Origin of the sequence: Streptomyces hokutonensis (genome assembly GCF_000376565.1) — a bacterium.
Taxonomy (GTDB): Bacteria; Actinomycetota; Actinomycetes; order Streptomycetales; family Streptomycetaceae; genus Streptomyces; species Streptomyces hokutonensis.
This window is the reverse complement of record NZ_BARG01000024.1, coordinates 245,388-270,332: the sequence shown is the minus strand read 5'-3', so window position 1 is coordinate 270,332 and position 24,945 is coordinate 245,388. Positions and strand designations below refer to the sequence as shown.

The following is a 24,945-nucleotide window of genomic DNA, read 5'->3' as shown; positions in this document are numbered from 1 at the left end:
TCGACAGGACGTCGGTCTCAGATTCCGACCAGGTCGGCCAACCGGCTCCGGTGCGCCGTCGGGCCGCCGAACAAGTGCTCCGACGACTTGGCGCGCTTCAGATAGAGGTGGGCGTCGTGCTCCCACGTGTAGCCGATACCGCCGTGGATCTGGATGTTCTCCTTGGCCGCGTGGGCGAAGGCCTGCGCACAGCACGCGGCGGCCAGGGCGGCGGACACCGGCAGCTCGGCGGGCGCCAACTGCTCGGCAGACAGCGGTAGTTCAGAAGCAGCGACGGCCGACGCGTGGTAGGCCGCCGACCGGGCGCCCTCCACGGCGACCAGCAGGTCGGCGCACTTGTGCTTGATCGCCTGGAACGAACCGATGGGACGCCCGAACTGGACCCGGACCTTCGCGTACGCCACGGCCGCGTCGAGGCACGCCTGTGCCCCGCCGACCTGTTCGGCGGCGAGCGCCACCGCCACGAGGTCGAGCACGGTACGCAGATACGCCGTGGCGTCCCCGCCCGGGCCGACCCGCAGCGCGGGCGCGCCGTCGAGGTCGACGCGGGCCAGCCGCCGGGTCGGGTCCAGGGTCTCCAGCCGGGTGCGGGTCACTCCGGGGGCGTCGCCGTCGACGGCGAAGAGCCCAAGTCCCGTGCCGGCACGGGCCATTACGAGAATGAGGTCGGCGGTGTGGCCGTCGACGACGAACATCTTGGCGCCGGAGAGCGTCCCGTTCTCGGCCGAGGTCTCGATGTCCTCCAGCCGCCATGAGCCGCGCTCCTCCGCGAGGGCCAGGGTGGCCGTCAGCGTTCCGTCGGCGATCGCGGGCAGCCAGCGTGCCTTCGCCGCCTCATCGCCCGAAGCCGTGAGGGCTTGGCCGGCGAGTGCCACGGTCGCGAAGTACGGCGACGGCAGCAGCACCCGTCCGGTCTCCTCCAGTACGATCCCCAACTCGACCGGGCCGCCGCCGGATCCGCCGTACTCCTCGGGCAACGCGAGGCCGTGCAGGCCGAGTTGGTCGGCCATCTGTCGCCAGAGCCCGGGATCGTGCCCTTCGGCGGAGTCCATCGCGCGGCGTACCGCGGCGCTCGGCGCCTTGTCGGTGAGGAGGCGCCGTAGTGTCGTACGGAGTTCCTCCTGCTCCTCGGTGAACGTCAGTGCCACGTCGGTGCCTTGGCGCGGAGGTAGGCGTCGAAGTCCGGGATGAGAGTGCGGTCCACGATCTCGATGCGCAGGCCGTACGGGTCGCGGTGGTAGGCGAAGAGTGCCGGGGTGCCGTCGACCAGCGCGCAGGCCTCCAGCGGGAAGCCCGCCTCCTCCAGTTGCTTGGAGGTTGTCTGGAGGTCGTCGCAGAAGTAGCCGAGGTGGTGGACGGACAGGTGCGGGGCCGGGGTCCAGGGTGTTCCCGGGATCTCCTGGACGAGTTCGAGGTGCGGGGCGTCCAGCGAGTACGCGTAGCGCAGCGGGAGCACGCGCTCGCCGTCGGCCGTCCGGACCGGCAGGTCGGCTGCCATCGTCTCGGTCCAGCGGTGGCCCGCGAGTTCGGCCAGCCGGGTCTTCCACGTCTCGATGTCGGGAACCACAATTCCCGTGTGGTACAGGTCCGTTGGGCTGAGTGGGTGCGTCGTCATGGTGTCGTTCACCACTCCAGCCGGAGCTGCTTGATGCCGTACATGTTGCCGTGCTGTTCGAGGTCCTGGCCGGGAGTGATCTCGTAGTCGGGGATGCGCCGGTGCCATTCCTCGACGGCGACGTTGAGTTCGAGGCGGGCGAGGTGGGAGCCCAGGCAGCGGTGGGGTCCCGAGCCGAACGCGATGTGGTTGGTGGTCCTGCGCCGGAGGTCCACTTCGAGGGGCCGGTCGAAGCGCTCGGGGTCGCGGTTGCTGACCGCGAGCGGAAGCATCACCATCTCCCCCGCCCTGACCGGGCAGCCGCCGATCTCGACGTCCTGGGTCGCCTTGCGGGCGGGGACGACGAAGGAGTAGACGCGGAGGATCTCCTCGACCGCCGTGGGGATCAGCGACGGGTCGTCGACGATCGCCCTGCGCTGTTCCGGGTGCGTGGCGAAGTGGTAGAGGGCCCAGCCGATGGAGATGGGGACGGTGTCGAAGCCGGCCTGGAACAGCAGGATGCAGAACGCGTGCATGTCCCGGTCGCTGATCAGCTCGCCGTCGATCGTCCAGGTCATGGCGCGGGACAGCAGGTCGTCGCGGGGTGCCTCGCGGCGGATCGCGATCTGCTGCTCGAAGTACTCCGACACGGCGTTCATGGCGCTCAACTGCCGTTCGCCGTGCGGGTCTTCGCCGTGGGACAGATGCAGCAGGTCGTGGATCCAGTCGAGGAACTGCGGGAGGTCCTGCTCGGGCAGGCCCATCAGGCGCATGAAGATCAGGGTCGGGAAGCGGCGGGCGAACGAGTCGAGGACGTCGGCGGAGCCGCTGTCCTTCAGCTCGTCGATCAGACCGGACGCGACCTCGCGGATCTCCGGTTCCCGGGCGGCGACGGTCTTGGGCGAGAAGGCGCTGCCCAACAGGCGCCGCCACGCGGTGTGTTGGGGCGGGTCGAGCATCTCCGGGATCCACAGGAACCTGGGGTCCGGATCGAGCGCCGTCACGGACTGGTTGGAGAAGGTCCGCCAGTCCTGCAGCGCCTGCTGGACCGCCTCGCCCTCGGTGACGACCCAATATCCGCGCGCGATGGTGCTGCGGAATCCGGAGTGGGTGCGGGCGATCTCGTCCCAGCGTTCCTGATGGCTGAGGACCGGGCCGCCGAGCCGGTTGTCGAAGTGGTAGGCGGGGACGCCCTGGTGGGTCCCGTCGGGTTCGAGTGTCGCGCTCATCACGGCTCCTTCCGTACGGTCTTCGCGTGGTGCACGACGGTCATGTCGCCGCGCCGTCGATCTTCAGCGCGATCAGTTCCTCGTCGGAGAGACCGAGTGAGCGCAGGACCTCGTCGGTGTGTTCCGCGAACTGCGGTGCCCGGGTGAGGTCGACCGGGGTCTCGTCGAACTGGACCGGGCTGGCGACGAGTTCACGGTCGACGCCGTCCGCGTCCACGACGGAGGCGATGAGTCCGTTGGCGCGCAGCGAGGGGTCCTGGCCGACCTCCCAGGCGTTCTGCACCACCGACCACTGGCCCTCGCCGCGGGAGAGGATGTCGATCCATTCCGCGAAGGGGCGGGACGCGATGAGTTCGGCGACGATGCCGGCCGCCTCCCCCGCGTTCGCCATCAACTTCTCGGTGCTGTCGAAGCGTTCGTCGGTGGCGAGTTCGCCGCGTCCGGCGAGCTTGCAGAACTCGGCCCAGTAGCGGCCGGGTTGGAGCATCGACAGCTCGATCCAGCGTCCGTCCGAGGTCAGATACGCCCCGATGAGGGGGTTGGTACGCGAGCCGTGCCGGGGCTGGACGTTCGGCGGCAGCGGGCCGCCGTTCATCAGCGCCATGTTGACCGTGAACTGGGTCGCCCAGGCGCCGACGCCCAGCAACGACACGTCCACCACGGACGGTTCGCCGGTGGTCGCGCGGGAGTAGAGGGCGGCGGCGATGCCGCCGGCGATCGTCATGCCGCCCATCGCGTCGCCGTAGGCACCGGCGGGCATCCGGATCATCCGGTCCGCGCCCGGTGGTGTGACACCGGCGGCGCTGCCGCCGCGCGCCCAGAAGGCCGTGGAGTCGTAGCCGCCCTTCGTGGCCTCGTCGCCGCGCTGGCCGAATCCGCTGCCGCGTACGTAGATGATGTCCGGGTTGATGGCCCGGATGTCCTCCACTTCGATGCGCAGTTTCGCGCGCGCCTCGGGCAGGAAGTTGGTCAGGAACACATCGCTGCGGCGGACCAGTTCCTCGAACGCCTTGCGGGCCGACGGTTTCTCCAGGGCGAGTCCGACACTGCGTTTGCCCCGGTTGGGTCCCTCGACGATCGGGAAGAACGACGACCCCTCGCTGGTGGCGTCGTAGCCGAGGACACGGACCAACCCCCTCTGTCCGTCGCCGCGTTCGGCGTGTTCGATCTTGATCACATCGGCGCCCCAGTCGGCGAGCACGGCACCCGCCGCCGGGACGAAGGTGAACTGGGCTACTTCGAGAACGCGTACGCCCTCCATCGGCCTGCGCATCGACCAACTCCTCATACTCATCTGCCGTCACGCACTCCGAGTATGGACCGAACCTCGCTAAAAAGTATACTGTTTTGCTGTCGCCGACCAACCCGCACCTTCCGGAGGGCCGATGCTGGACTTCTCGATCGAACCCGAGTTCCAGGCCAAACTGGACTGGGCGACGGCCTTCGTACGGGAGGAGGTCGAGCCGCTCGACCTCCTCTTCCCGCACGGCGGCGACCCGTACGACACGCGCAACGAGAAGGCCCGCGCGATCCTCAAGCCGCTCCAGGAGCAGGTCCGCGCCCAGGGCCTGTGGGCCTGCCACCTCGGCGCGGAACTCGGCGGCGCGGGCTACGGCCAGGTGAAGCTCGCGTACCTCAACGAGATCCTCGGCCGCTCCTACTGGGCGCCGACGGTGTTCGGCACCGCCGCACCGGACACCGGCAACGCGGAGATCCTGGCCATGTTCGGCACCGAGGAGCAGAAGGCGCGCTATCTCCAGCCCCTGCTCGACGGGGACATCGTCTCCACCTTCTCGATGACGGAACCGCAGGCCGGAGCCGATCCGAAGGAGTTCGTGTGCCGGGCGCGGCGCGAGGGGGACGAGTGGGTGATCGACGGGGAGAAGTGGTTCTCCTCCAACGCCCGGTACGCCGCCTTCCTCATCGTCATGGCCGTCACCGACCCGGAAGCGCCCCCGCACGCCCGGATGTCGATGTTCATCGTCCCGGCCGAGACACCCGGCATCGAGATCAAGCGCAATGTCGGCACCATGGACGAGCGCGACTCCCTCGACGAGGGCATCCACGCCTATATCCGCTACGACCAGGTGCGGGTCCCGCTCGACGCCATGCTCGGCGGTCCCGGCGAGGGCTTCAAGGTCGCCCAGGCCCGGCTCGGCGGGGGGCGTGTGCACCACGCGATGCGTACGGTCGGCAAGTGCACGCGCGCTTTCGACATGATGTGCGAGCGCGCGCTGTCCCGTCGTACTCAGGGCACTCTTCTTGCCGAGAAGCAGGCCGTGCAGCAGTTCATCGCGGACTCGTGGGTGGAGTTGCAGCAGTTCCGACTGCTGGTGCTGCACACCGCCTGGATCATCGACACCCAGCCGCACGGCGCGGCCCGCACCCAGATCGCGATGTGCAAGGTGCAGACGGCGAAGGTGCTGCACGACGTCATCCAGCGCGCCCTGCATCTGCACGGTTCGCTCGGCACCACCAACGAACTCCCGCTCGCCAAATGGTGGATGGCCGCCCCGAACCTCGCGCTCGCCGACGGCCCCACGGAAGTTCACCGCACCACGATCGCCAAGCAGCTGCTCAAGAACCGCCGTCCGGCCGAGGGTCTGTTCCCCAGCGAGCACATCCCGCCGAAGCTGGAGGCCGCCCGCAAGCGGTACGCCCACATCGTCGAGGACGACAGCCTCAGCGGCCGGGTGCAGGCATGAGCGAGGCACGCGACACCAAGTCCCTTGCTCCGGCGGACCTGTTCGACCTGTCCGGCAAGGTCGCGCTCGTCACGGGCGGCAGCCGGGGTCTGGGGCTCGCGATGGTGCGCGCCTTCGCCACCGCGGGTGCCGACGTCGTGATCGCCAGCCGCAAGCTCGACGCGTGCGAGACGGCGGCGGCCGAGGTCCGCGCCCTGGGCCGCCGCGCGCTGCCCGTCGCCGCCCACGTCGGGCACTGGGACGACCTGGCCCGCCTCGCCGACGCGGCCTACGAGGAGTTCGGCCGGGTCGACGTCCTCGTCAACAACGCCGGCATGTCACCCCTCGCCCCCTCCTCGGCCGACACCAGCGAGGAACTCTTCGACAAGGTGATCGGCGTCAACTTCAAGGGCCCGTTCCGGCTCGCCTCGCTGGTCGGACAGCGGATGGCCGACTCGGAGAACGGGGGCTCGATCATCAACGTCTCGTCGTCCGGTGCGCTGATGCCACAACCGCGCTTCGGCCCGTACGCCGGTGCCAAGGCCGCACTCAACGCGCTCACAACGGTCTTCGCGCTCGAATACGGCCCGACCGTGCGCGTCAACACGATCTCGGCCGGGCCGTTCCTCACCGACATCTCCAAGGCCTGGGCCCCGGAGAAACGGCAGACGACACGCAGCGCGATCGGACGCCCCGGACAGCCCGAGGAGATCGTCAGCACCGCGCTGTACCTCGCGAGCGACGCGTCGAGCTATACGACGGGGGCGCTGATCCGGGTGGACGGCGGGCTGTACTGACCACCAAAGGCATGGTCCTACACCGCCGTGAATCCGCCGTCGACGGTGAGCGTGGCGCCGTGGATCTGGGACGCCTCGTCGCTCGCGAGGAACACGACGGCGGAGGCCACCTCGGCCGGAGTACCGGCACGGCCGGAGGGCATGCGCGCGATGAACGGGGTCAGGCGCTCCCCCATCGCCGCAGCCTTCTCAGTCAGAGTCGGCCCGGGAGCAACCGTGTTGACCCGGACGCCGTGCGGTCCGTACTCCCCGGCCCACGACGTGGTGAGCGAGTGCACGGCGGCCTTGGTCATGTTGTAGAGCGCCGAATGCGCGCTGCCCCGCAGGCCGGCGATGGAGCCCAGGTTGACCACGGCGCCGTTGCCGCGTTCGGCCATGGGCGGTGCGAGCAGGCCGGTCAGGAGGAACACCGACCGCACGCTCACGGCCAGCGCCTCGTCGATGGTCTCCTGCGCGACCTCTGCGGTGGGGGCGGGCGTGAGCAGCATCGCCGCGTTGTTGACGAGCACGTCGATCCGCCCGCCGGCCGCGGTGAGCGCGTCGCCGGCGAAACGGTCGATCGCATCGGCGCCCGCGGACAGGTCCCCCTTGACGAAGGCCGCCGCACCGCCGTCCTTCTCGATGCGTGCCACCACCTCGCCGCCGCGCCGCTCGTCGCGTCCGCTGACGACGACGAACGCTCCCTCGGCGGCGAGGGCCACCGCGACGGCGACGCCGATACCGTTGGTGGAGCCGGTGACCAGGGCTTTCCGCCCGGCAAGTCGCTTGGTCATGATGCTGTGCCTCTCCGAGTCCGATCCGCCGGAAGCTGATCCAACCGGCTGGGAACGGCAAAGTTGCCACTCAGAAAATGGACCCGCAAGTCCAGAAAGTGGCACAGTGATGGCATGGCACCACGACTGACACCGAAGGGCGCGGCCACCCGGCAACGCATCGTCGAGGGAGCCGCGGCGGAGATCCGCGCACGCGGTGTGACCGAGACGACCCTGGACGACATCCGCGCCCGTACGTCCACCAGCAAGAGCCAGCTCTTCCACTACTTCCCCGGCGGCAAGGAGGAGCTCCTCCTTGCCGTGGCCCAGCACGAGGCGGACTGGGTCCTGTCCGACCAGCAGCCCCACCTCAACGCGCTCACCTCGTGGCGGGCCTGGCACGACTGGCGGGACGCGGTCGTCGAGCGCTATCGCCGGCAGGGACAGAAGTGCCCGCTCAACACGCTCATGTCCCAGCTGACCCCCGCCTCACCCGGCGTGCAGGCCGTCACCGGACAGCTCGTCGCCTCGTGGCAGTCCAAGCTCGCCATCGGCATCCGGGCCATGCAGGACCAGGGCGAGACCCCGGCGGAGCTCGACGCGGACCAGGCCGCGGCGGCCCTGCTGGCCGGTATCCAGGGCGGTGTACTGATCATGATGTCCACCGGCTCACTGGCACATCTCGAAGCGGCCCTCGATCTGGGCATCCGTCAACTTCGAGCTGTGCGCAGCAGTTCGGCCGCCTCGTCCAGCAACACCGGGAGCGCGGGCAGCATCCGCTGATGCATGGCGTTCAACTGCCCTGACTTACGGCCCCTTTTGATCAGCAGGGCGGTCGCCGCCGACTCCTTGTACTTGGTGAGCGCCTCGAACCACGCCAGGTCGTGCAGCGGTTCGCCGCGCAACTCCTCGTAGGCGTCGACCAGTTCGGCCTTGCTCGGCATGCCGGTCGGCTCGTCCGACGCGGCGGCGGGGTGGCGGGCCTCGTCGGTGAAGAAGGTCAGCCAGGTCATGTCGACGCGGGGGTCGCCGAGCGACCAGATCTCCCAGTCGATGATCGCCGTGATCGCCCCGTCCGCGCACAGTGTGTTGCCGAGCCGGTAGTCGCCGTGGGTGAACACCGGTGTCATCGCGGCGGGCGCGGTGGCGTGCAGCCGGTCGGCGACCGCCTCGTGCCCGGCGCGCAGGTCGTCGGGGACGGTGCCGAACGCCCGGGTCCAGCGGTCGATCTCGGCGTGGAGCGACACGGCCGGCTCCGCCGCGAGCGCCGTCCTCGCCGGATCCACCCGGTGCAGGTCGGCCAGCATCCTGGCCGCGTCCAGGGCACGGGACCGCACCTCCCCCGGCGCGAGCGTGCCGCGCGGCACCAGCACCGGCTCGACGCACTCCCCCGGCACCAACTCCATGGCCACGAAGGGCTGGACGTCCGGGGGCTTGCCCGCGTCGCAGAACAACACCTTCGGCACCCGCACGCCCGGCTGTCCGGCCAGGGCCGCCATGAGCCGCGCCTGGCGCAGCACGTCCCGGTTGCGGACCGGGGGCAGGCCGGGCGGGGCCACCTTGAGGACGACACGTTCGTAGCCGTCCGGGACACCCGACAGATGGGCGACGTACGTCAGGCTCGACGTGCCGCCAGTGAGCGGTTCAACGCCGTCGACAGTGGCGCCGGGGGTCCAGCCGCCGACGACGGAGGCCGTACGGTCCGTCAACTCCCGGAGCACCGCAGGGCTGTTGGTGGCGACGACGCTCATGTCTGCCCCTTCGTCCCGTTCTCGGGCGCGGTGAGTGCCGCCACGATGTCGCGGCGCACCAGTTTGCCGGTCACCGTGCGCGGGAGTTCGGCCCAGTACGTGATGCGCTCCGGGGTCTTCGAGCCGCGCAGGGTGCCGCGCACGGCGGCGCGCAGCGCTCCGGCGTCGACCTGTGCGCCGTCGCGGGGTACGACCACGGCCTCGATGCGCTGGCCCCACTCCTCGTCGGGGACACCGACCACGACGGCGTCGAGCACGTCGGGGTGGCGCAGCAGAACGTCCTCTATCTCGGCGGGGGCGATGTTCTCCGCGCCGCGGATGATCGTGTCGTCGGTCCTGCCCTCGATGTGGAGGTAGCCGTCGGCGTCGAGGCGGCCCCGGTCGCGGGTGTGGAAGAAGCCGCGCTCGTCGACGGCGGAGCCCTGACCGACGTACTCCCCCGAGACCTGTTCGCCGCGCACCCAGATCTGCCCGGTCTCCCCGGCGTCGAGGGGTTCGCCGGTCACGTCACGGACCTCGATCTCGATGCCCGGCACCGGCAGTCCGGCCGAGCCGAGCCGCGCCCGTACGGCGGGGTCGGCACTGGCGACGGCCGCGCGGTGTTCGGCCGGGCCGAGCACGGAGATGGTGGACGAAGTCTCCGTCAGGCCATAGGCGTTGACGAAGTCCACGTGCGGCCAGGAGCGCAGCGCCGTCTCGATCACGCGCACGGGCATCCTGGCGCCACCGTAGGCGAGTGAGCGCATTGAGGGTACTGATCGGTCCAGGCCGTCCGTGTCCATGATGCGGGCGAGCATGGTGGGGACAACCATGGCGTGGGTGATCCGCTGTTCCCGGACGAGCGCGAGCCAGGCCTCAGGGGTGAACTGGTCGAGGGTGAGGGTGCGTCGGCCCGCGTAGAGGTTCGTCAGCACATTGGAGACGGCGGCTATGTGGTACGGCGGCACACTCGTCAGCGCTGATTCGGCGGGGTCCGCCGCGGCGAACTCCACGGTGCCGAGCACATAGGACACCAGGTTGTGGTGGCGCAGGACCACACCCTTCGGGGCCGAGGTGGTGCCGCTGGTGTAGATCAGTACGGCAGGGGTGTCGGGCGCCGGTGCCGGTTCGGGATCGGCGTCGGCGTTCGCGGCCGCCTCCGCGAGCCATTCGGCCGGGCTGCGTACCGGCAGTCCGGCGCGGCGCGGGGCCGCGTCCTGGTCGGGGGCGGCGATGACCAGGGCGCGCGGGTGGTTCGCGAGCAGGGCGTCCAACTGCTCTTCGCCCAGGCGGTAGTTGACCGGGACCAGCGGGACTCCGGCGTGGGCCGCGGCGAACTGGGCGACGGCGAAGGCGGGGCCGTTGGTGGCCAGGTACACGAGCGCGTCGGCGCCGGCCGCACGGATCAACCGGGCCCCGCCGACGGCCAGTTCGCGCAGTCGTACGGGGGTGAGCCCGTCCTGTGCGCGTCCGATCACGATCCGGTCGCCGAAGCCCTCGGCGGCCATGTCCAGGATCATCGACACGTTCATCGGCGCGCTTCCCTCTTCTCAGTCCGAGGCCGGGAGCGGCTTCGCGGTCTTCACCGGCAGCGGGACGCCGTTCACCGCGAGGGTGCCCGGTCCCTGTTTCGTGCAGAGGAGTTCGAGGCCGAGGTCCTCGTCGGCGTAGCGCTTGCCGAGCAGTGAACCGCCCAACCGGTCCGGGTCCGGGGTGCCGGCGGGGGCCCCGGTCGCGGGCCCCTCGGCCATCGCGGCACCGCCGCAGGTGATGTCCAGCTCGCTGTCGGGGCAGCGCACGACCACCACCGCCGTCGTGTCCACCGTGCTGGCGAGCATCTGTCCCACTCGTGGCCTCATCGCAGGTTCCTCCGCGGATCTTGTTGCCGTTCCGGGCTCCCGAAGACCAGAAAAAAGTATACTACTTACCTCGATCGCGTCGAGATGACGAACCGAGTCGACGAACGGAGTCGCCGGATGGAGCTCAAGACCGTCCTGTTCGAGGTGACCGACCATGTCGCCACCATCACCCTGAACCGACCTCAGGCCATGAACAGCTTCAATCAGGAGATGCTGGAGGAGTTCGCGCTCATCTGGCGGACCGTGAAGGCCGACGACGACGTGCGTGTCGTCGTGCTGCGCGGCTCCGGCGACCGGGCGTTCAGCACCGGCATGGACGTCAAGGAGGGCATCGACCGGCACTCCAACGTCTGGTCGCAGACCGATCCCGGTGAGTTCCTGTCGCCGAAGCTCAACCAGGTGTGGAAACCGCTGGTCTGCGCGGTGCACGGGATGGCAGCCGGTGGCGCCTTCTACTGGCTCAACGAGGCCGACATCCTGATCTGTTCGGACGACGCGACCTTCTTCGACCCGCATGTCAGTTACGGACTCACCGCCGCCCTCGAACCCATCGGGCTGGCCCGCCGCATCCCGCTCGGCGAGACCCTGCGCATCGCGCTGCTCGGCCTGGACGAGCGGGTGTCGGCGGCGCGCGCTCTCCAAATCGGCCTGGTCAGCGAGGTGTTGCCGGGCGGACAGCTCTGGGACCGGGCGGACGAGATCGCGCGCATCATCGCCGCCAAACCGCCGGCCGCGATCCAGGGCACGGTCCGCGCGATCTGGGAGTCCCTGGACTCGACCCGCACCCAGGCCCTGCGCACCGGACTGTCGTACACGCAGATCGGAAATCCCGTCGGAAAGGCCGAGGTGGACCGCACCGCGGTGCCCCGGGGACGGTGGACACTGCGCTGACACTCCCCTACTCTCCATAAAACAGTATCCTTTTTTATGAAGTCTTACGAGGTTCCATGAAGGGCTGGCTCTGATGCGATTCGGCATGCCCTGGCCGGGCCGAGAGGTGGCGCACGAGGCCGAGGAGGCCGGTGCGGGCGCCTTCTGCGCCGGCGAGTTCGTCGACCACGACGCCTACCTCACCCTCGCCGAGATCGTCGCGAACTCCGAACACGCCCTGGCGGGGCCCGCCATCGCCTACGCCTTCGCCCGCACCCCGTACGCGCACGCCACCGCGTTGCGCCAGCTCCACGCCCAGGCGCCGGGTCGGCTCTTCCTCGGCCTGGGCAGCGCCGCGTTCCGCATCAACCGCGACTGGCTCGACGTACCGGCAGACCGTCCGGTGGACCGGATCGCGGAGACCGTCGGCGCCGTCCGCGCCTGGCTGCACGCGGAGAACGGCGAGAAGGTCCACTACTCCGGCGAGTTCTATTCGCTGGACGCCGATGTCCGCGCCCCGGTGCTCGGCCGGCTCGACATCCCTGTGCTGCTCGCCGCGTTCAACACGCGCATGGCCGCCACGGCGGGCCGGGTGGCCGACGGCGTCATCGGGCACGGGCTGTTCACCCGCTCCTGGTGGAACGACGTCGTGCGGCCCTCCGTCGGGCGCGGCACCGCCACCGCCGGACGCACCGAACGGCCGCTGGAACACGGCTGGGTCATCACGGCGGTGGACGACTCCGCGCCCGAACGCGCGGTGGCCGACGCCCGCCGGATGATCGCCTTCTACCTCACGGTGAAGACGTACGACCCGTTCGTCGCCCACCACGGCTGGGAGGCCCCGGTGGCCCAGTTGCGCAAGGCGTTCCGGGCCGGGGACACGGACGCGATGGCCGCCGCCGTCACCGACGAGATGCTGACCTCGATCGCGGTGTGCGGGACGACGGCCGACGCGAAGGACATGCTCGCCGCTCGCGCCGGTTCGCTCCCTCGTGACGTCGGCTATTTCGCACCGCCCAGCTTCCTGGTGAGCCGGCGGCGCCGGGCCGCGTACGCCCGCGCCTCCCTCGCCCTGATCGGCGAGCTGCCCACCGCGTGACAGGAGAAGCGGCGGACGGCACCCTCGGACCGCCCGCCGCTGTCATCGCGTTTCAGTGCCCTGAAACGCCGTTCCGATGGTCAGGCGCTCTCGGTGACCGGCGCCAGCTTCCTGCTCTTGTCGAAGTGCACGACGTCAGCAAGGGTGCCGCCCAGGATGGCCGCGCGGTCCTCGTCGTTCACGCCCTCGAAGTTCTCGGCGATGCACTCGGCGCTGCTGCGGAAGGTGCCCTCCGCGTGCGGGTAGTCGTTGCCCCACATGACCGTGGACAGGCCGGTGATGTGGCGTGCCTTGACCGCCGTGGGGTCGTCCGCGAACTGCACATGGATCTGGCGCTGGACGTACTCGGTGGGCTTGAGCGGGTAGGGCCACTTGTCGTTGATCGCGAACAGCCTGCCCATGGAGGGCTGTTCGGTCGCCGGACGGTTGTCGTCCCAGAAGCCGAGCCACCAGTCGGGGTCCTGGCCGGTGCCCGTCTTCCAGGCCTTGTCCATGTAACCCATGAAGGACACCAGCCAGCCGGCGGTGTACTCGATCAGGTTGAAGTGCAGGTCGGGGAAGCGCTCGCAGACCCCGCCGCCGACCAGGCTGGCGATGATGCCCTGCGGACCGGCCACACCGGCGCCGGCCGCGAAGCCCATGGTGCGGCCCGCCACCATGTCGTCGGTCAGGTTGCCCTTGCCCATGTTCATGGACGTCATCAGGCCCCGGACGGTCTGCGCCGTCCCGGAGATCTGCTCCTTGACCTTCACGCCACCGGTGGCCACGTGGATGAAGACCGGCAGGCCGTGCGCCTGGGCGGCGGACCAGATCGGGTCGTACTCCCGCGCGTAGTACGGCAGCGGCGGAATCTCCGGGAGCAGGATCGCGCCGAGTCCCAGCCTCGCGATCCGCTCGATCTCCGCCACGGCCGCGGGGACGTCCGTGATCGGGATCGCGGCCGTGGGGCGCAGCCGGTCCTTGTAGGGGAGGTACCTCTCGACGAGGTAGTCGTTCCACACGCGCGCGTGGGCCATCGACAGCTCGTGGTCGTCGGTGAACAGGACGAACAGCGAGAGGTTGGGGAACATCACCGAGGCATCGACGCCGTCGAAGTTCATGTCCCGGATGATGTGGTCGGGATCGCCGTCCGGGGTCTCCCCGCCTGTCTGGCGATACTTGGAGATGGTCCAGCCGTCGAACCCGATGGTGTGGAGCTTCTTGAACTCCGTGTGCCCGCCCGGGACGATCGGCTCGTCGAGGGTGAACTCCTCTTCCCACAGGGCGCGTTCGCGGAGCTCCTTGGGCAGGCGGGTCTTGAACAGATCGACCGGCTCGATGATGTGCGAATCGCCGGACACGACAAATTCCTTGAACACAGGCGGTACCTCTTTTCGAACTCCGTCGTTCGTAGCCAGAAGGCCGACCCCCAGATATCTGCGAAGTTAGCTGTACCGACCGGTCGAGTCAATAAAACTCGCACACTCCTGACCCGCTCTCCTTAATTCAGTACACTCAACACGGGACACACTTGATGAGGAGACGGCACATGACGACGACGTACTCGTTCTCTTCGCGGCTCTACATCGACGGACGGCACACCGACGGCACGTCGGACGCGCGGATCGTCGTACGCAATCCGGCGACGGAGGAGACCCTCGCCGAGGTGCCGGACGCCTCGCTCGGGGATGTGCGGCGGGCGGTCGAGGCGGCGCGGCGGGCCTTCGACGAGGGGCCGTGGCCGCGGATGAGGCCGGCCGAGCGGGGCGCCGTACTGCTGCGCATGGCCGAGGAGTTGGAGCGGCGGCTGCCGGAGCTGGTCGCCGTGAACATGGCCGAGGCGGGTTCGGTGCGCGGGCTGGCGGAGACGCTGCAGACCCGGGTGCCGGTGGCTCATCTGCGGGACATGGCCGAGCGGGTGATCCCGGGCTTCGCGTGGGAGCGTCCGATGGATCCCACGATCGCGCCGGGCGCCGGCATCTTCCAAGGGGTGCTGCGCCGCGAGGCGTTCGGGGTGTGCGCGCTGATCTCGGCGTACAACTTCCCCTTCTTCCTCAGCATGATGAAGGTGATCCCCGCCCTCGCAGCGGGCTGCACGGTCGTCCTGAAGCCGGCGCCGCAGACCCCGCTCGACTCGCTGCTGCTCGGCGACTTCGCGGACGCGGCCGGGCTGCCGCCGGGGGTGCTGAACATCGTGACCGGCGATGTGGAGGCGGGCCGGGAGCTGACCACGCACCCGATGGTGGACCTCGTCAGCTTCACCGGGTCGGACACGGTGGGCCGCACGGTGTACGCCCAGGCCGCGGCCTCCATGAAGAAGGTCGTGCTGGAGCTCGGCGGCAAGTCGGCCAACATCGTGCGCGCCAACGGCGACCTCGACGGCGCCGTCCGCTCCGCGTTCTCCGGCATGACCACCCATGCGGGACAGGGCTGTTCGCTGCTGACCCGCACTCTGGTGCACGAGTCCGTCCACGACGAGTTCGTCGACCGGCTGAGCGCGGCCCTCGCCGGGGTCAGGGTCGGTGACCCCGCCGACGCGGCCACCACGATGGGGCCGCTCATCAGCGCCGCCCAGCGGGACAAGGTGGAGAAGCTGATCCGGGTCGGCGAGGAGGAGGGCGCCCGGATCGTGTGCGGTGGCAAGCGGCCGATCGGACTCGACCGGGGCTACTTCGTGGAGCCGACGCTCTTCGCCGCCGTGGACAACGCGATGACCGTCGCCCGGACCGAGTTCTTCGGACCGGTCGGCGTCGTCATCCCGTTCCGCACCGACGAGGAGGCGGTACACATCGCCAACGACAGTCCCTACGGTCTGGGCGGTGCCGTGTGGAGCGCCGACACCGTGGCCGCGTACGACCTGGCGACCCGGCTGCGCACCGGCGGGGTCACGATCAACGGCGGCAGTGCCGGGGTGAGTCCGCGGTCCGCGTTCGGCGGTTACAAGCAGAGCGGACTCGGCCGGGAGTGGGGCGAGTTCGGGCTCGACGAGTATCTGCAGACGAAGACGGTGAGCTGGGCGGCCCGCTGACCCGTGCTCAGCGCGTCACGCGGTGAGCACCATCGCCGATCCAATGCCGCCGCCCGCGCACATCGCGGCGACCGCCGTGCCCCCGCCACGGCGGCGCAGCTCGTGCGCGAGCGTGACGACCATGCGGGCACCGGTGGTCGCGATCGGATGGCCGAGGCTGCACCCGCTGCCGAAGGGGTTCACCCGTTCGGGGTCCAGGCCCAGTTCACGGGTGGCGGCGACGGCGACCGCGGCGAAGGCCTCGTTGATCTCGAACAGGTCGACGTCCTCGATCCGTAGCCCGGCCCGGTCAAGTGCCTTGCGGATGGCGGCGATCGGGGCCAGCCCCGTCTCGACGGGGTCGACGCCGACGCTCGCCCACGACCGCACGGTGGCGAGCGGGGTGAGCCCCTGGCGGGCGGCGACCTCGGAGGAGGCGACGACGACCGCGGCCGAACCGTCGTTCACCCCACTGGAGTTGCCCGCGGTGATGGAGTAGCCCTCTATCTCGGGGCGCAGCACCTTCAGCGCGGCGAGCTTCTCGATGCTGGTGTCGCGGCGCGGGTGTTCGTCGGTGTCGAACACGGAGACCTGGCCGCCGCGGTCGGTGACCTCCACCGGCACGATCTCGTCGGCGAACCGTCCCTCGTCGATCGCCCGCACGGCCCGCTGGTGCGAGCGCAGGGCCCAACTGTCCATGTCCTGACGGGAGATACCGGTCAGCCGGGCCGTGTTCCAGCCGACGAGGGTGGCCATGTCGTCGTTGGGCGCCTCGCGGGTCGGCGCGTGCGAGGGCGACATCCAGGGGTCCTGCCAGTCGTCGGTGCCCGGAATCCGGCGCCGGGCCTGCGGATTGGTGGACGAGGACTGGGTACCGCCGGCGACGACCGCGCGGTCCATACCCGCCATCACCCCCGCCGCCGCGGTCGCCACACTGGCCAGCCCCGAGGCGCAGTGCCGGTTGTGGGCGAGCCCCGGCACATGGGTCAGCCCCGCTTCGAGTGCCGCGTAGCGGGCGATGTCCCCGCCTCCGGCCAGGGTCTCGCCGAGGACGACGTCGTCGATCAGATCGAGCGGCAGCCCCGAGCGTCGCACGGCCTCCCGTACGACGACGGTGGCGAGGTCGAAGGCGCTGGTCTCCCGGAGCGTCCCCCTCCGAGCGGTACCGATCGCGGTGCGGCAGGCGGCGAGCAGAACGGCATCAGTCATGCAATTGATGATACTCAACTTGGCGATACGGACGTAAGAGCGCCGTGAATCAGCACTGGATATCGACCGGCGACACAAAAGAGGATACCTTGTTCGAGGTACTGATCCGCTGCGGACCGGGTGGTGGCTGGTGAACTTCGAGCTCAGCGAAGAGCAGGCCATGCTGCGCGAGGCCTCGCGCGACCTGCTGTCCGACCGGGCCCCGATGGCCGTCGTACGAGCCTCGATGGACCGTTCCGAGGACGTCGACCCCGAGCTGTGGCGCCTGACGGCCGACCTCGGCTGGCCCGGCCTGGCCCTGCCCGAGGAGTACGGCGGATCCGGCCAGGGACTGGTCGAACTCGCCCTGGTCGCCGAGGAGATCGGGCGCGCACTCGGCCGGGGCCCGTTCCTGCCGACGGCGGTCGTCGGCAGAGCCCTCGCCTACGGCGGTTCCGAGCGGCTCCGCTCCGAGGTGCTGTCCGCGCTCGCCACCGGTGATGGCTGGGCCACCTGGGCCTTCGCCGAGCCGCACGCGCCCTGGACGCTGGAGGGGATCCACGCCACCGCACGCACCGACGGCGACGGAGTCGTCCTCGACGGGGTCAAGACCGTGGTGCAGGATGCCGGCGGTGCCCGCTGGCTGCTCGTCACCGCGCTCCACGACGGCGTACCGGCGTCCTTCCTCGTCGACCGGGCGGCTCCTGGCGTCACTGTCCGGCGGCAGCGCGTCCTGGATCCCACGCGCGCCTTCCACGAGGTCCGCCTCGATGCCGTACGCGTGCCGCTCGACGCCCGGCTCGACGGTGGGCCGGACGACATCCAGGCCCTGCTCGACGAGGCGTCCGTCCTGCGGTGCGCCGACGCGCTGGGCGTGATGGAACGGATGCTGGAGCTGACCGTCGAACACACCAAGAACCGGGTGCAGTTCGGGCGGCCGATCGGGAGCTTCCAGGCCGTCAAGCACGCCTGCGCCGACATGGCGCTGCTGGCGCACGGCACCCGTGCCGCGACGTACTACGCGGCGATGGCCGCCGATGCCGGTGCCGCCGACACCGCCCGTGCGGCCTGTGGCGCCGCCTCCTACGCCTCGGCCGGTACCGGTGAAGTCGCCGCGCGGGCCCTGCAGTTGCACGGCGGGATCGGTTTCACCTGGGAGCACGACCTGCACCTCCATCTGCGCCGGGCCAGGGCCGACCGGGTGCTGTACGGGGACGCCGCCGTCCATCGCGACCGGCTCTGCACCCTCCTTCAGCGGTCCGCCAAGTCGGCCTGAGCGAAAGGGAATCGATATCGATGGAGATCAAGGGCAAGAAGGCCGTGGTGTTCGGCGGTGCCTCCGGAATGGGCCGGGCGAGCGCCGAGCTGCTCGCGGCACGCGGCGCCGACGTCGTCGTACTCGACCGTCCGGCGTCGGCCGGTGCCGAGGTCGCGGCGGCGCTGGGCGGGCGTTTCGAGCCGGTCGACGTGACCGACTTCGAGGCGACGGAGAGCGCGCTCGCCGCCGCAGTGGAGGCGCTCGGCGGGCTGCATGTCTCGATCACAACTGCCGGTGGTGGCAAGGCGAAACGGACGCTCGGCCGGAACGGTCCGCACGACCTCGACACCTTCCGCCACGTCCTCGACCTCAACACCGTCGCGACCTTCAACATCAGCCGACTGGCCGCCGCGCACATGAGCCGCAACGAACCCGAGGACCCGGACGGCGAGCGCGGTGTCATCGTCAACACGTCGTCGATCGCGGCCTTCGAGGGGCAGATCGGTCAAGTCGCCTACGGGGCCGCCAAGGCCGCGATCGCCGGCATGTGTCTCACCATGGCGCGCGATCTGGGCCCGTTCGGCATCCGGGTCCTGGCCATCGCGCCCAGCCTGTTCGACACGGGCGCCGTCGAGAAGATCCCGGACGAGGTACGCGCCGAGTTGGTCAAGGACGCGGCGTTCCCCAAACGCCTCGGCCGGCCGGAGGAGTACGCGAAGCTCGCGCTCGCCGTCGTCGACAACCCGATGCTGAACGGCCAGTGCCTGCGGCTCGACGCGGGGCAGCGGTTCGGTCCCAAGTGACCGGTGTCAGGGGCCGGTTGGAGCCAGGACGACGATGGGAGCATCCGCAATGCAGGAACACGACGAGCACCAGGGCAAGGTCGCGTTCATCACCGGGGGCGGGCGTGGGTTCGGCAAGGCGTTCGGCGCCGCACTGTCGGCTCGGGGCGCGCATGTCGTGCTCGCGGACATCGACGGTGACGCGGCGAAGGCCGCCGCGGCCGAACTCACCGCCGCCGGCGGCAGTTTGACGGGCGTGGCCTGTGACGTGGCCGACGAGGCCGCCGTAGAGGCGGTGATGGACGAGGTCGTCGCACGCCACGGCGGTCTCGACATCCTGGTCAACAACGCGGGCCTGCACGCCGCTTACAACCGGCCGTTCACCGAACTCGGGCTCACCAAGGTGCGGCGCGTGCTCGACGTGAACGTCATGGGCGTCGTCATCTGCTCCCTCGCGGCCCAACGTGCCATGCGGGGACGCGCCGGTGCCGCCATCGTGAACATCTCCTCGTCGGCGGCCTACGCCAACCGGAGCATCTACGGCGTCTCCAAACTCGCCGTACGCGGTCTGACGGTGTCCTTCGCGCGGGAGTTCGCCGCCGACGGCATCCGTGTCAACGCGATCGCGCCGGGCCTGATCTTCACGGACACCGTGCGTGCCCAACTGCCCGAGACCGAGGCGAAGCGCGTGTTGGGCGAGCAGATCCTCCAACGGGAGGGCGAGGAACGGGACATCGTCGAGGCGCTGCTGTATCTGGTCTCGTCGAAGGCGTCGTTCGTCACGGGTGAGACGCTGCGGGTGACGGGCGGGTTCGCGCTCTCCGTCTAGCGTCTCGAGTCACCGTGTCCAGCGTCCTGAGTCACAGTGGGTGGGACTTGGGGCCCGGGGGCAGTGGCTCGGTCCCGTCCGGCCGGGTGCGCATGCCGTCCAGCAGTATCCGCAGATAGCGGCGCCACAGGTCGGGTTCTCCGGTCTGGTCGGTGACCGCCCCCACCATGAGCTGGATCATCGGAAGATCCAGCGGCTCCACATCGGCCCGCAGCGCCCCCTGCTCCTTGGCGCGGTCGATCAGCGGATCGACCAGGGGCTTGATCCGTCGGTCGACGAGGGCGCGCCGCTGGGCCGCCTTGCCGGTGCCGAGCATGACCTCGCGCAGCCCGCGATCGTGCGCCTGGAGTTCGCACACCTTCTCCAGGCTGGCCGCCAGCCCGTGCCATGGATCGGGGTCGGCCACGGCTTCGCGCGCGCACGCCTCGACCCGGTCGATCATGTCCTCGAAGACCGCGTCGACCAGCTCCTCCTTGTTGGCGAAGTGCCGGTAGGCGGTCCCCACACCGAGCCCCGCGTGGCGGGCTACGTCGTCGAGGGTCGCGGCCAGACCCCGGTCGCGGAACACCTCACGGGCGGCGGCCAGCAGCCGGCGTCTGTTCAGCTCGGCGTCGCGCCGCAGCGGCGCCCTGCCGGGTTCAGCGGGCTCCGCCATACCGCTCGTCCCGCCTTCCGGGTGATGTCGTCTCGTCCAGCGCATCGTACTGCCGCGAGCTGCGCACCCCTTGATCAGGTTCGATTCCGGGCCGCGACACCACAGACCCAAACGGAGATGGCATCTCCGTTTGATGCTACGGTGAGAGCGAGAAGCGGAGATAGCATCTCCGTTTGCCATCCGGTTGTCGCGGGAGATGAAGACATGCGTGAAGAAGAGAAGACGCGGGCAGGCCGGCGGAGGGGTGTCGCCGGCGTCACGATCAGCGTCGCGGCCGGGCTGGCCCTGGTGGCCTGCTCCTCGGGCGGCAACAGCGCGTCCAGCAGTGCGTCCAGCACCAGTGCCCGCGCCAGGACGGCCGCCTGCCCCACGGGTACGACCGCCTCAAGCTCCGCAGCGCCCAGTGCGGTGCCGTCGAGCAACGCGGGCGGTCTTCCGGTGGCCAAGACCATCAAGAAGTCGGACACCAGCACCAGCATCGTGATCGATCCCAAGGGCGCGCAGATCCAGTGCGCCACCTCGGGGGTCACCACCACGCACGACATCACGTACTCCTCGCCGACCACCAACGGCAAGAAGAGCGACCTGAAGCTCGACATCCAGGTGCCCACGTCCACATCGGGCAAGAAGCCGCTGGTCATCTATCTGACGGGGGGCGGCTTCGTCATGGCGGACCGCACCGCCAACCTGAGTCAGCGCACCTATGTCGCCGACCAGGGCTATGTCGTGGCCAGCCTCCAGTACCGCACCACCAAGGACGGCGCGACGTACAAGGACGCCGTCGCCGATGTGAAGTCCGCGATCCGGTACCTCCGCGCCAACGCCGACAAGTACGACATCGACACCGACCACGTCGCCGTGTGGGGACAGTCCGCCGGCGGCTACCTGGCGGCGATGACCGGCGCGACCAACGGGGAGAAGTCCTTCGACGTCGGCGACAATCTCGACCAGAGCGGTGAAGTCCAGGGCGTGGTCGACGAGTTCGGCCCTGCCGACCTGTCCAAGCTCGCGGCCGACTACGACACGGCGGCACAGAAGTCCAACTACGCGGCGGGCAACAGTGCCGCCCAGTGGGTCTACGGCCCCGGCACCAAGAAGTCGGTCGCGGACCGCACCAGCGAGGTCGCGGCGGCCGACCCGGCGACGCACATCAGCTCCAAGACGGCGCCCTTCGTCCTGTTCCACGGCAGCGCCGACAACCTGGTCTCCCCCAGCGAGACCCTGGACCTGCACACGGCACTGCGCGCCAAGGGGATCGAGAGCACCCGCTACGTCCTCACCGGCGCGGGCCACGGCGACCTGTCCTTCACCGGCGACACCTCGGCCGCGCTGCCCTGGTCCACGCAGGAGACGATGGGGCACATCGTCGACTTCCTGGGGCAGCATCTCAAGTAGGCGCGGATCAGCCCGCGTTGCCGATGACACCAGGGGGCGTACCGTGTCCAACTCCGTAATCCCATGGCCAGGGAAGCGGCGCGGCGGGAAGCTCGTCGTCGGAGCCGTCGCAGGCGTCCTCGTCATCGGCGGCTTCGGAACCGCGTGCAACCCCGACAGCGGGCAAGGGGGCACGGCCTCCGGCGCGAGCGGCAACGCCAAGACAGGTGGCGGGACCAAGACCGTTCCCGCCTTCGTGGGCATGGGTCTCCAGTCCGCCCAGGACACCGCCCAGAAGCAGGGCTTCTACAGCCTCACGTCCCACGACTCGCTCGGTCGCGACCGCCACCAGATCCTCGACCGGGACTGGAAGGTCTGCTCGCAGAACGTGAAGGCCGGCACGCGTGTCGCCACCACCACCCGGCTCGACTTCGGCGCGGTGAAGCTCGCCGAGACCTGCCCCGCGAAGGACCAGTCCGCACCCGCACCGGCCGGCTCGACGATGCCCAACTTCAAGGGAAAGTCGGTGAACACCGCCCGCGCCGCACTCGCGTCCGGGACGTCGATCACGGTCAAGGACGCGTCCGGCAAGGGCCGTTTCATCCTGCTGGCGTCGAACTGGCAGGTGTGCTCGCAGAAACCGTCGGCCGGGACGAAACTGACCGGGCAGCCCGTGGAGTTCAGGGCCGTGAAGTTCGGGGAGTCCTGCCCGTAGCAGTCCGGCGGCAGGTCATCGGTCGGCCGGTGAACTCACCGTCCGTACACCGAACTCGGCCAGCCCCTCCCCGAGGAGGGCGAAGGCCCGCGTGCCCTGTGCGCGGACATCGGCGGCGAGTTGATCCGGCGCCTCGTCGGCGAGAACCCGTCGGCGTACGAGGTCAATGAGCGCCCGGTGGACTCCCATCAGGGCATTGGCGGCCACGTACGCGGTGACCTCGTCGGTCTCGGCCGTACCATCCGGCTCCGCTGCGAGGCGGGCGGCCAGTGCCGTCGTCGCATCGGTGATCGCCTGTTGTTCGCGGGCTCGTAGCGTGGGGCTGTCGGCGATCATGCGGTGCACGGTCCGCAGTCGTACGAGGGCCTCGTCGTCGCCGGCCGCGACCTGGGCGAGGAGCCCGGCCGTCCCGGTCAGGAAGGTCCGTACGGCATCCAGGACCGATGCGCCCGGGGGGCGGGAGTCGACCGCAGTGAGGAGCCGTTCGTCGAAGTCGTCGAGGCGCGAGTAGAGGAGATCTTCTTTCCGCGGGAAGTAGTTGAAGACGGTGGCCTCGGAGACGCGTGCCTCGCGGGCGATCTCGGCGACCCGCACGGCGTCGAACCCCCGGTCGGCGAACAGCCGCCAGGCGATGTCCGCGATCAGTGTCCGCGTCTGCTCCTTCTTCAGCTCGCGCAGTCCCACCGTCACCTCCGTCCGAAAAATACTCTAGGGTGACCCTAGATTTAGGGTCACCCTAGATAGTACTTCACTGTCGTCTCCGAGGAGGTCCCGATGAGCGCCCCCTACCTGCCCCCGCCCTGGGGAGCCCGGGTCATCGGCAACCGGATGGCCAAGCTCTTCGCCCGGTCGGTGCTGAGCACGCTGAGTGTCCGGGGCCGCACCTCGGGCCGCTGGCGCAGTGTGCCGGTGGCCGTCCTCGACCACGACGGGGAGCGCTATCTGATAGCGCCCCGCGGCAACACCGAGTGGTCGCGCAATCTGCGTGCCGCGAAGGGCGGACGGCTCCAACGCAAGGGCCGTGGCGAGGAGTTCGACGCGGTCGAGGTTCCGGTGGCGGAGCGCGCACCGTTGATCCAGGTCTATCTGGAACAGTTCGGCCGCTTCCCCACCGTGGCCGAGACGTTCCGGCAGCTCCCCGACCCCGCCGACCATCCCACGTTCCGCATCGTCGGCTCCCGAGGGCTCGGCTGACGGCCTGTTATGTGCTCGCGAGCGCGGAGGGTTCGGCGGCCTTCGCCTTCGCTTCCTCCTCCTCGGATTTCACGGCGCGCAGCAGCACGATCGGTGTCGCGATCTTCCAGATGAAATACACCAGCGTGGGCAGCATGTTCGCGAGGATTCCGTTCCAGGCGAACGGTCCGGTCTTGGTGAGGAAGACGAAGGCACCCGGAATGAGCAGCACGCCGAGAACCAGGTTGAGATAGCCGAACCAGCGCGGGAAAACCGGCTTGTCTCGGTCGTCGACGAGGGCCGCGTAGCCGATCGACCAGACCTGGAGGACGAATATGCAGGCGTTGCCGACCAGCATGAGCCAGTAGATGTCCGACATCGCGTAGAGCACGTCGGGCGAGTGGCTTTCCGGTCGGTAGGCAGCGGCGGCGAGTATCGCGATCGGGAAGAAGAAGCCGATCGGCGCGACGACACCGGTGGTGAGCTGGACCATGGACAGCAGGCCCCAGCCGCCTTCGATACGGCGCATCTGCATGCTGGTCAGGACGACGAACGGGTACTCGAACGGCACGACGAGGACCATGATCGCGGCACAGGCGAGGATGCCCGTCTGATGGTCGGTGAGGAATTCGACGACGCCTTGCGCGTTCTTGGTCGGGTCCATCGGCGTGATGAGATGGCCGACGGAGAACGCCACGGCGAATCCCAGCAGCAGTACAAATCCGCACCATGCGGAGATGCGTTCCAATCTGAAATGCAGGTCCTGGCGCATCAACGGATCTCCTTCGATATCGCGGCTCTTTGTGTTCTTCGCTCTCTCACCAGCCGACGAGCCTGTCCAGCAGAAGTCCCGCGCTGGACAGATAGTCGCCGTATCCACCGCGGAAGAAGAGCAGTGGGGTCTTCATCGACTCGACGCGGAGCGTGCGGACCCGTCCGACGACGAGTTGGTGGTCGCCGAGTTCGACGATCTTCTCGACCGTGCAGTCGACCCACGCGACGATTCCGGCGAGGACGGGATTGCCGAGCGGGGATTCCTCCCAGTCGGTTCCCTCGAAACGGTTCGGGCCGCCGGCCATCCGCCGGGACAGGCGTTCCTGGTTGCCCGCGAGCGCGTTGGCGCAGAACCGCCCGGCCGTCCGGATCGTCCGCAGGGTGTTGGAGGAACCGTCCACCAGGAACGACACGAGGGGCGGTTCCAGAGATACGGACATGAAGGTTCCGACGATCATTCCCTGGGGTTGCCCGTCGCTGTCCGTCGTGGTGATCGCGACCACGCTGGTGGGGAAGTGCCCCAGCACCTCACGGAAGTAGCGCCCCTCGACCGCGTCCGACACGGCCCCTCCTTGCTCGCTCACTCTCTTGACGTCC

The 24,945-nt window shown here is 69.6% G+C and carries 26 protein-coding genes; 12 read left to right on the top strand and 14 right to left on the bottom strand.

The window, feature by feature from the left end; all coding sequences use genetic code 11:
• Positions 1-17 precede the first annotated feature (17 nt).
• Genes SSP08S_RS13220 through SSP08S_RS13205 form a run of 4 tightly spaced genes read right to left on the bottom strand, consistent with a single transcriptional unit; the run spans position 18 to position 4,096 of the window.
• Positions 18-1,148 (bottom strand): acyl-CoA dehydrogenase family protein, encoded by a 1,131-nt coding sequence (locus SSP08S_RS13220; RefSeq protein ID WP_019068078.1) that lies wholly within the window; start codon positions 1,146-1,148, stop codon positions 18-20.
• The gene (locus SSP08S_RS13215; protein ID WP_026178451.1) at positions 1,139-1,615 is read right to left on the bottom strand and encodes a VOC family protein; all 477 of its coding nucleotides are present in this window, start codon (positions 1,613-1,615) and stop codon (positions 1,139-1,141) included. Before SSP08S_RS13215 ends, SSP08S_RS13220 begins: the two co-directional genes overlap by 10 nt.
• Positions 1,616-1,623: 8 nt before the next feature.
• Positions 1,624-2,823, bottom strand: a complete 1,200-nt coding sequence (locus SSP08S_RS13210) for a cytochrome P450 (RefSeq protein WP_019068076.1) — start codon at positions 2,821-2,823, stop codon at positions 1,624-1,626.
• Between the two features lie 40 nt (positions 2,824-2,863).
• Positions 2,864-4,096, bottom strand: a complete 1,233-nt coding sequence (locus SSP08S_RS13205; protein ID WP_026178450.1) for a CaiB/BaiF CoA transferase family protein — start codon at positions 4,094-4,096, stop codon at positions 2,864-2,866.
• A 112-nt stretch (positions 4,097-4,208) separates the two neighbouring features.
• Here SSP08S_RS13205 and SSP08S_RS13200 point away from each other — a divergent pair, with 112 nt between their 5' ends.
• Together SSP08S_RS13200 and SSP08S_RS13195 are read left to right on the top strand one after the other, a co-directional pair.
• Positions 4,209-5,528 carry an acyl-CoA dehydrogenase family protein gene (locus SSP08S_RS13200; RefSeq protein ID WP_019068074.1) on the top strand — a complete coding sequence of 440 codons (1,320 nt, stop codon included), beginning with the start codon at positions 4,209-4,211 and terminating at the stop codon, positions 5,526-5,528.
• Positions 5,525-6,304, top strand: a complete 780-nt coding sequence (locus SSP08S_RS13195; RefSeq protein ID WP_019068073.1) for an SDR family NAD(P)-dependent oxidoreductase — start codon at positions 5,525-5,527, stop codon at positions 6,302-6,304. The genes SSP08S_RS13200 and SSP08S_RS13195 overlap by 4 nt, the downstream gene beginning before the upstream one ends.
• Before the next feature lie 17 nt (positions 6,305-6,321).
• Here the strand turns inward: SSP08S_RS13195 and SSP08S_RS13190 are convergent, their stop codons facing one another.
• Positions 6,322-7,077 carry an SDR family NAD(P)-dependent oxidoreductase gene (locus SSP08S_RS13190; protein ID WP_019068072.1) on the bottom strand — a complete coding sequence of 252 codons (756 nt, stop codon included), beginning with the start codon at positions 7,075-7,077 and terminating at the stop codon, positions 6,322-6,324.
• Between the two features lie 114 nt (positions 7,078-7,191).
• Here SSP08S_RS13190 and SSP08S_RS13185 point away from each other — a divergent pair, with 114 nt between their 5' ends.
• Positions 7,192-7,839: a TetR/AcrR family transcriptional regulator gene (locus SSP08S_RS13185; protein ID WP_019068071.1), complete on the top strand. Its 648-nt coding sequence runs from the start codon at positions 7,192-7,194 to the stop codon at positions 7,837-7,839.
• Here SSP08S_RS13185 and SSP08S_RS13180 read toward each other — a convergent pair.
• Genes SSP08S_RS13180 through SSP08S_RS13170 form a run of 3 tightly spaced genes read right to left on the bottom strand, consistent with a single transcriptional unit; the run spans position 7,767 to position 10,645 of the window.
• Positions 7,767-8,807: a phosphotransferase family protein gene (locus SSP08S_RS13180; protein WP_019068070.1), complete on the bottom strand. Its 1,041-nt coding sequence runs from the start codon at positions 8,805-8,807 to the stop codon at positions 7,767-7,769. The two genes, SSP08S_RS13185 and SSP08S_RS13180, sit on opposite strands and share 73 nt — an antisense overlap.
• Complete coding sequence (locus tag SSP08S_RS13175) at positions 8,804-10,318, bottom strand: class I adenylate-forming enzyme family protein (protein ID WP_019068069.1); 1,515 nt, start codon at positions 10,316-10,318, stop codon at positions 8,804-8,806. Before SSP08S_RS13175 ends, SSP08S_RS13180 begins: the two co-directional genes overlap by 4 nt.
• 18 nt (positions 10,319-10,336) lie before the next feature.
• Complete coding sequence (locus SSP08S_RS13170; RefSeq protein ID WP_026178448.1) at positions 10,337-10,645, bottom strand: hypothetical protein; 309 nt, start codon at positions 10,643-10,645, stop codon at positions 10,337-10,339.
• 117 nt (positions 10,646-10,762) lie between these two features.
• Here SSP08S_RS13170 and SSP08S_RS13165 point away from each other — a divergent pair, with 117 nt between their 5' ends.
• Both SSP08S_RS13165 and SSP08S_RS13160 read left to right on the top strand, forming a co-directional pair.
• A complete protein-coding gene (locus SSP08S_RS13165) occupies positions 10,763-11,536 on the top strand; it encodes an enoyl-CoA hydratase/isomerase family protein (protein ID WP_019068067.1) in 774 nt (257 codons plus the stop codon).
• Positions 11,537-11,609: 73 nt separating this feature from the next.
• Positions 11,610-12,614: an LLM class flavin-dependent oxidoreductase gene (locus SSP08S_RS13160; protein ID WP_019068066.1), complete on the top strand. Its 1,005-nt coding sequence runs from the start codon at positions 11,610-11,612 to the stop codon at positions 12,612-12,614.
• 80 nt (positions 12,615-12,694) lie between these two features.
• On the opposite strand, the gene SSP08S_RS13155 is transcribed toward SSP08S_RS13160, so the two are convergent.
• On the bottom strand, positions 12,695-13,954 hold the full coding sequence (locus SSP08S_RS13155; protein WP_019068065.1) for an amidohydrolase family protein: 1,260 nt from the start codon (positions 13,952-13,954) through the stop codon (positions 12,695-12,697).
• Positions 13,955-14,142: 188 nt separating this feature from the next.
• On the opposite strand from SSP08S_RS13155, the gene SSP08S_RS13150 reads away from it, so the two are divergent.
• A complete protein-coding gene (locus SSP08S_RS13150) occupies positions 14,143-15,621 on the top strand; it encodes an aldehyde dehydrogenase family protein (protein WP_019068064.1) in 1,479 nt (492 codons plus the stop codon).
• A 15-nt stretch (positions 15,622-15,636) separates the two neighbouring features.
• Here the strand turns inward: SSP08S_RS13150 and SSP08S_RS13145 are convergent, their stop codons facing one another.
• Entirely contained in the window at positions 15,637-16,809 is a 1,173-nt protein-coding gene (locus SSP08S_RS13145) for a thiolase family protein (RefSeq protein ID WP_019068063.1), read from the bottom strand.
• A gap of 130 nt (positions 16,810-16,939) precedes the next feature.
• Between SSP08S_RS13145 and SSP08S_RS13140 the strand changes: the two genes are divergently transcribed.
• From SSP08S_RS13140 to SSP08S_RS13130, 3 genes are read left to right on the top strand one after another with little or no spacing between them, the layout of a single operon-like run.
• Positions 16,940-18,064, top strand: coding sequence for an acyl-CoA dehydrogenase family protein (locus SSP08S_RS13140; RefSeq protein WP_019068062.1), 1,125 nt, complete (start codon positions 16,940-16,942; stop codon positions 18,062-18,064).
• A gap of 20 nt (positions 18,065-18,084) precedes the next feature.
• Positions 18,085-18,849 carry an SDR family NAD(P)-dependent oxidoreductase gene (locus tag SSP08S_RS13135; protein ID WP_019068061.1) on the top strand — a complete coding sequence of 255 codons (765 nt, stop codon included), beginning with the start codon at positions 18,085-18,087 and terminating at the stop codon, positions 18,847-18,849.
• Positions 18,850-18,883: 34 nt separating this feature from the next.
• Positions 18,884-19,657 carry an SDR family NAD(P)-dependent oxidoreductase gene (locus tag SSP08S_RS13130; RefSeq protein ID WP_051105894.1) on the top strand — a complete coding sequence of 258 codons (774 nt, stop codon included), beginning with the start codon at positions 18,884-18,886 and terminating at the stop codon, positions 19,655-19,657.
• A gap of 31 nt (positions 19,658-19,688) precedes the next feature.
• On the opposite strand, the gene SSP08S_RS13125 is transcribed toward SSP08S_RS13130, so the two are convergent.
• The gene (locus SSP08S_RS13125) at positions 19,689-20,312 is read right to left on the bottom strand and encodes a TetR/AcrR family transcriptional regulator (protein ID WP_019068059.1); all 624 of its coding nucleotides are present in this window, start codon (positions 20,310-20,312) and stop codon (positions 19,689-19,691) included.
• A gap of 204 nt (positions 20,313-20,516) precedes the next feature.
• Here SSP08S_RS13125 and SSP08S_RS13120 point away from each other — a divergent pair, with 204 nt between their 5' ends.
• Both SSP08S_RS13120 and SSP08S_RS13115 read left to right on the top strand, forming a co-directional pair.
• Positions 20,517-21,707, top strand: coding sequence for an alpha/beta hydrolase (locus SSP08S_RS13120; protein ID WP_019068058.1), 1,191 nt, complete (start codon positions 20,517-20,519; stop codon positions 21,705-21,707).
• Positions 21,708-21,750: 43 nt separating this feature from the next.
• Positions 21,751-22,401, top strand: a complete 651-nt coding sequence (locus SSP08S_RS13115; RefSeq protein ID WP_019068057.1) for a PASTA domain-containing protein — start codon at positions 21,751-21,753, stop codon at positions 22,399-22,401.
• 15 nt (positions 22,402-22,416) lie between these two features.
• Here SSP08S_RS13115 and SSP08S_RS13110 read toward each other — a convergent pair whose 3' ends face one another.
• The gene (locus SSP08S_RS13110; RefSeq protein ID WP_019068056.1) at positions 22,417-23,085 is read right to left on the bottom strand and encodes a TetR/AcrR family transcriptional regulator; all 669 of its coding nucleotides are present in this window, start codon (positions 23,083-23,085) and stop codon (positions 22,417-22,419) included.
• 90 nt (positions 23,086-23,175) lie between these two features.
• Here SSP08S_RS13110 and SSP08S_RS13105 point away from each other — a divergent pair, with 90 nt between their 5' ends.
• Complete coding sequence (locus SSP08S_RS13105; protein WP_019068055.1) at positions 23,176-23,595, top strand: nitroreductase family deazaflavin-dependent oxidoreductase; 420 nt, start codon at positions 23,176-23,178, stop codon at positions 23,593-23,595.
• Positions 23,596-23,602: 7 nt separating this feature from the next.
• Here the strand turns inward: SSP08S_RS13105 and SSP08S_RS13100 are convergent, their stop codons facing one another.
• Together SSP08S_RS13100 and SSP08S_RS13095 are read right to left on the bottom strand one after the other, a co-directional pair.
• Positions 23,603-24,346: a hypothetical protein gene (locus SSP08S_RS13100; protein ID WP_019068054.1), complete on the bottom strand. Its 744-nt coding sequence runs from the start codon at positions 24,344-24,346 to the stop codon at positions 23,603-23,605.
• Between the two features lie 46 nt (positions 24,347-24,392).
• Positions 24,393-24,911, bottom strand: coding sequence for a flavin reductase family protein (locus tag SSP08S_RS13095; protein ID WP_019068053.1), 519 nt, complete (start codon positions 24,909-24,911; stop codon positions 24,393-24,395).
• Positions 24,912-24,945: the final 34 nt, after the last annotated feature.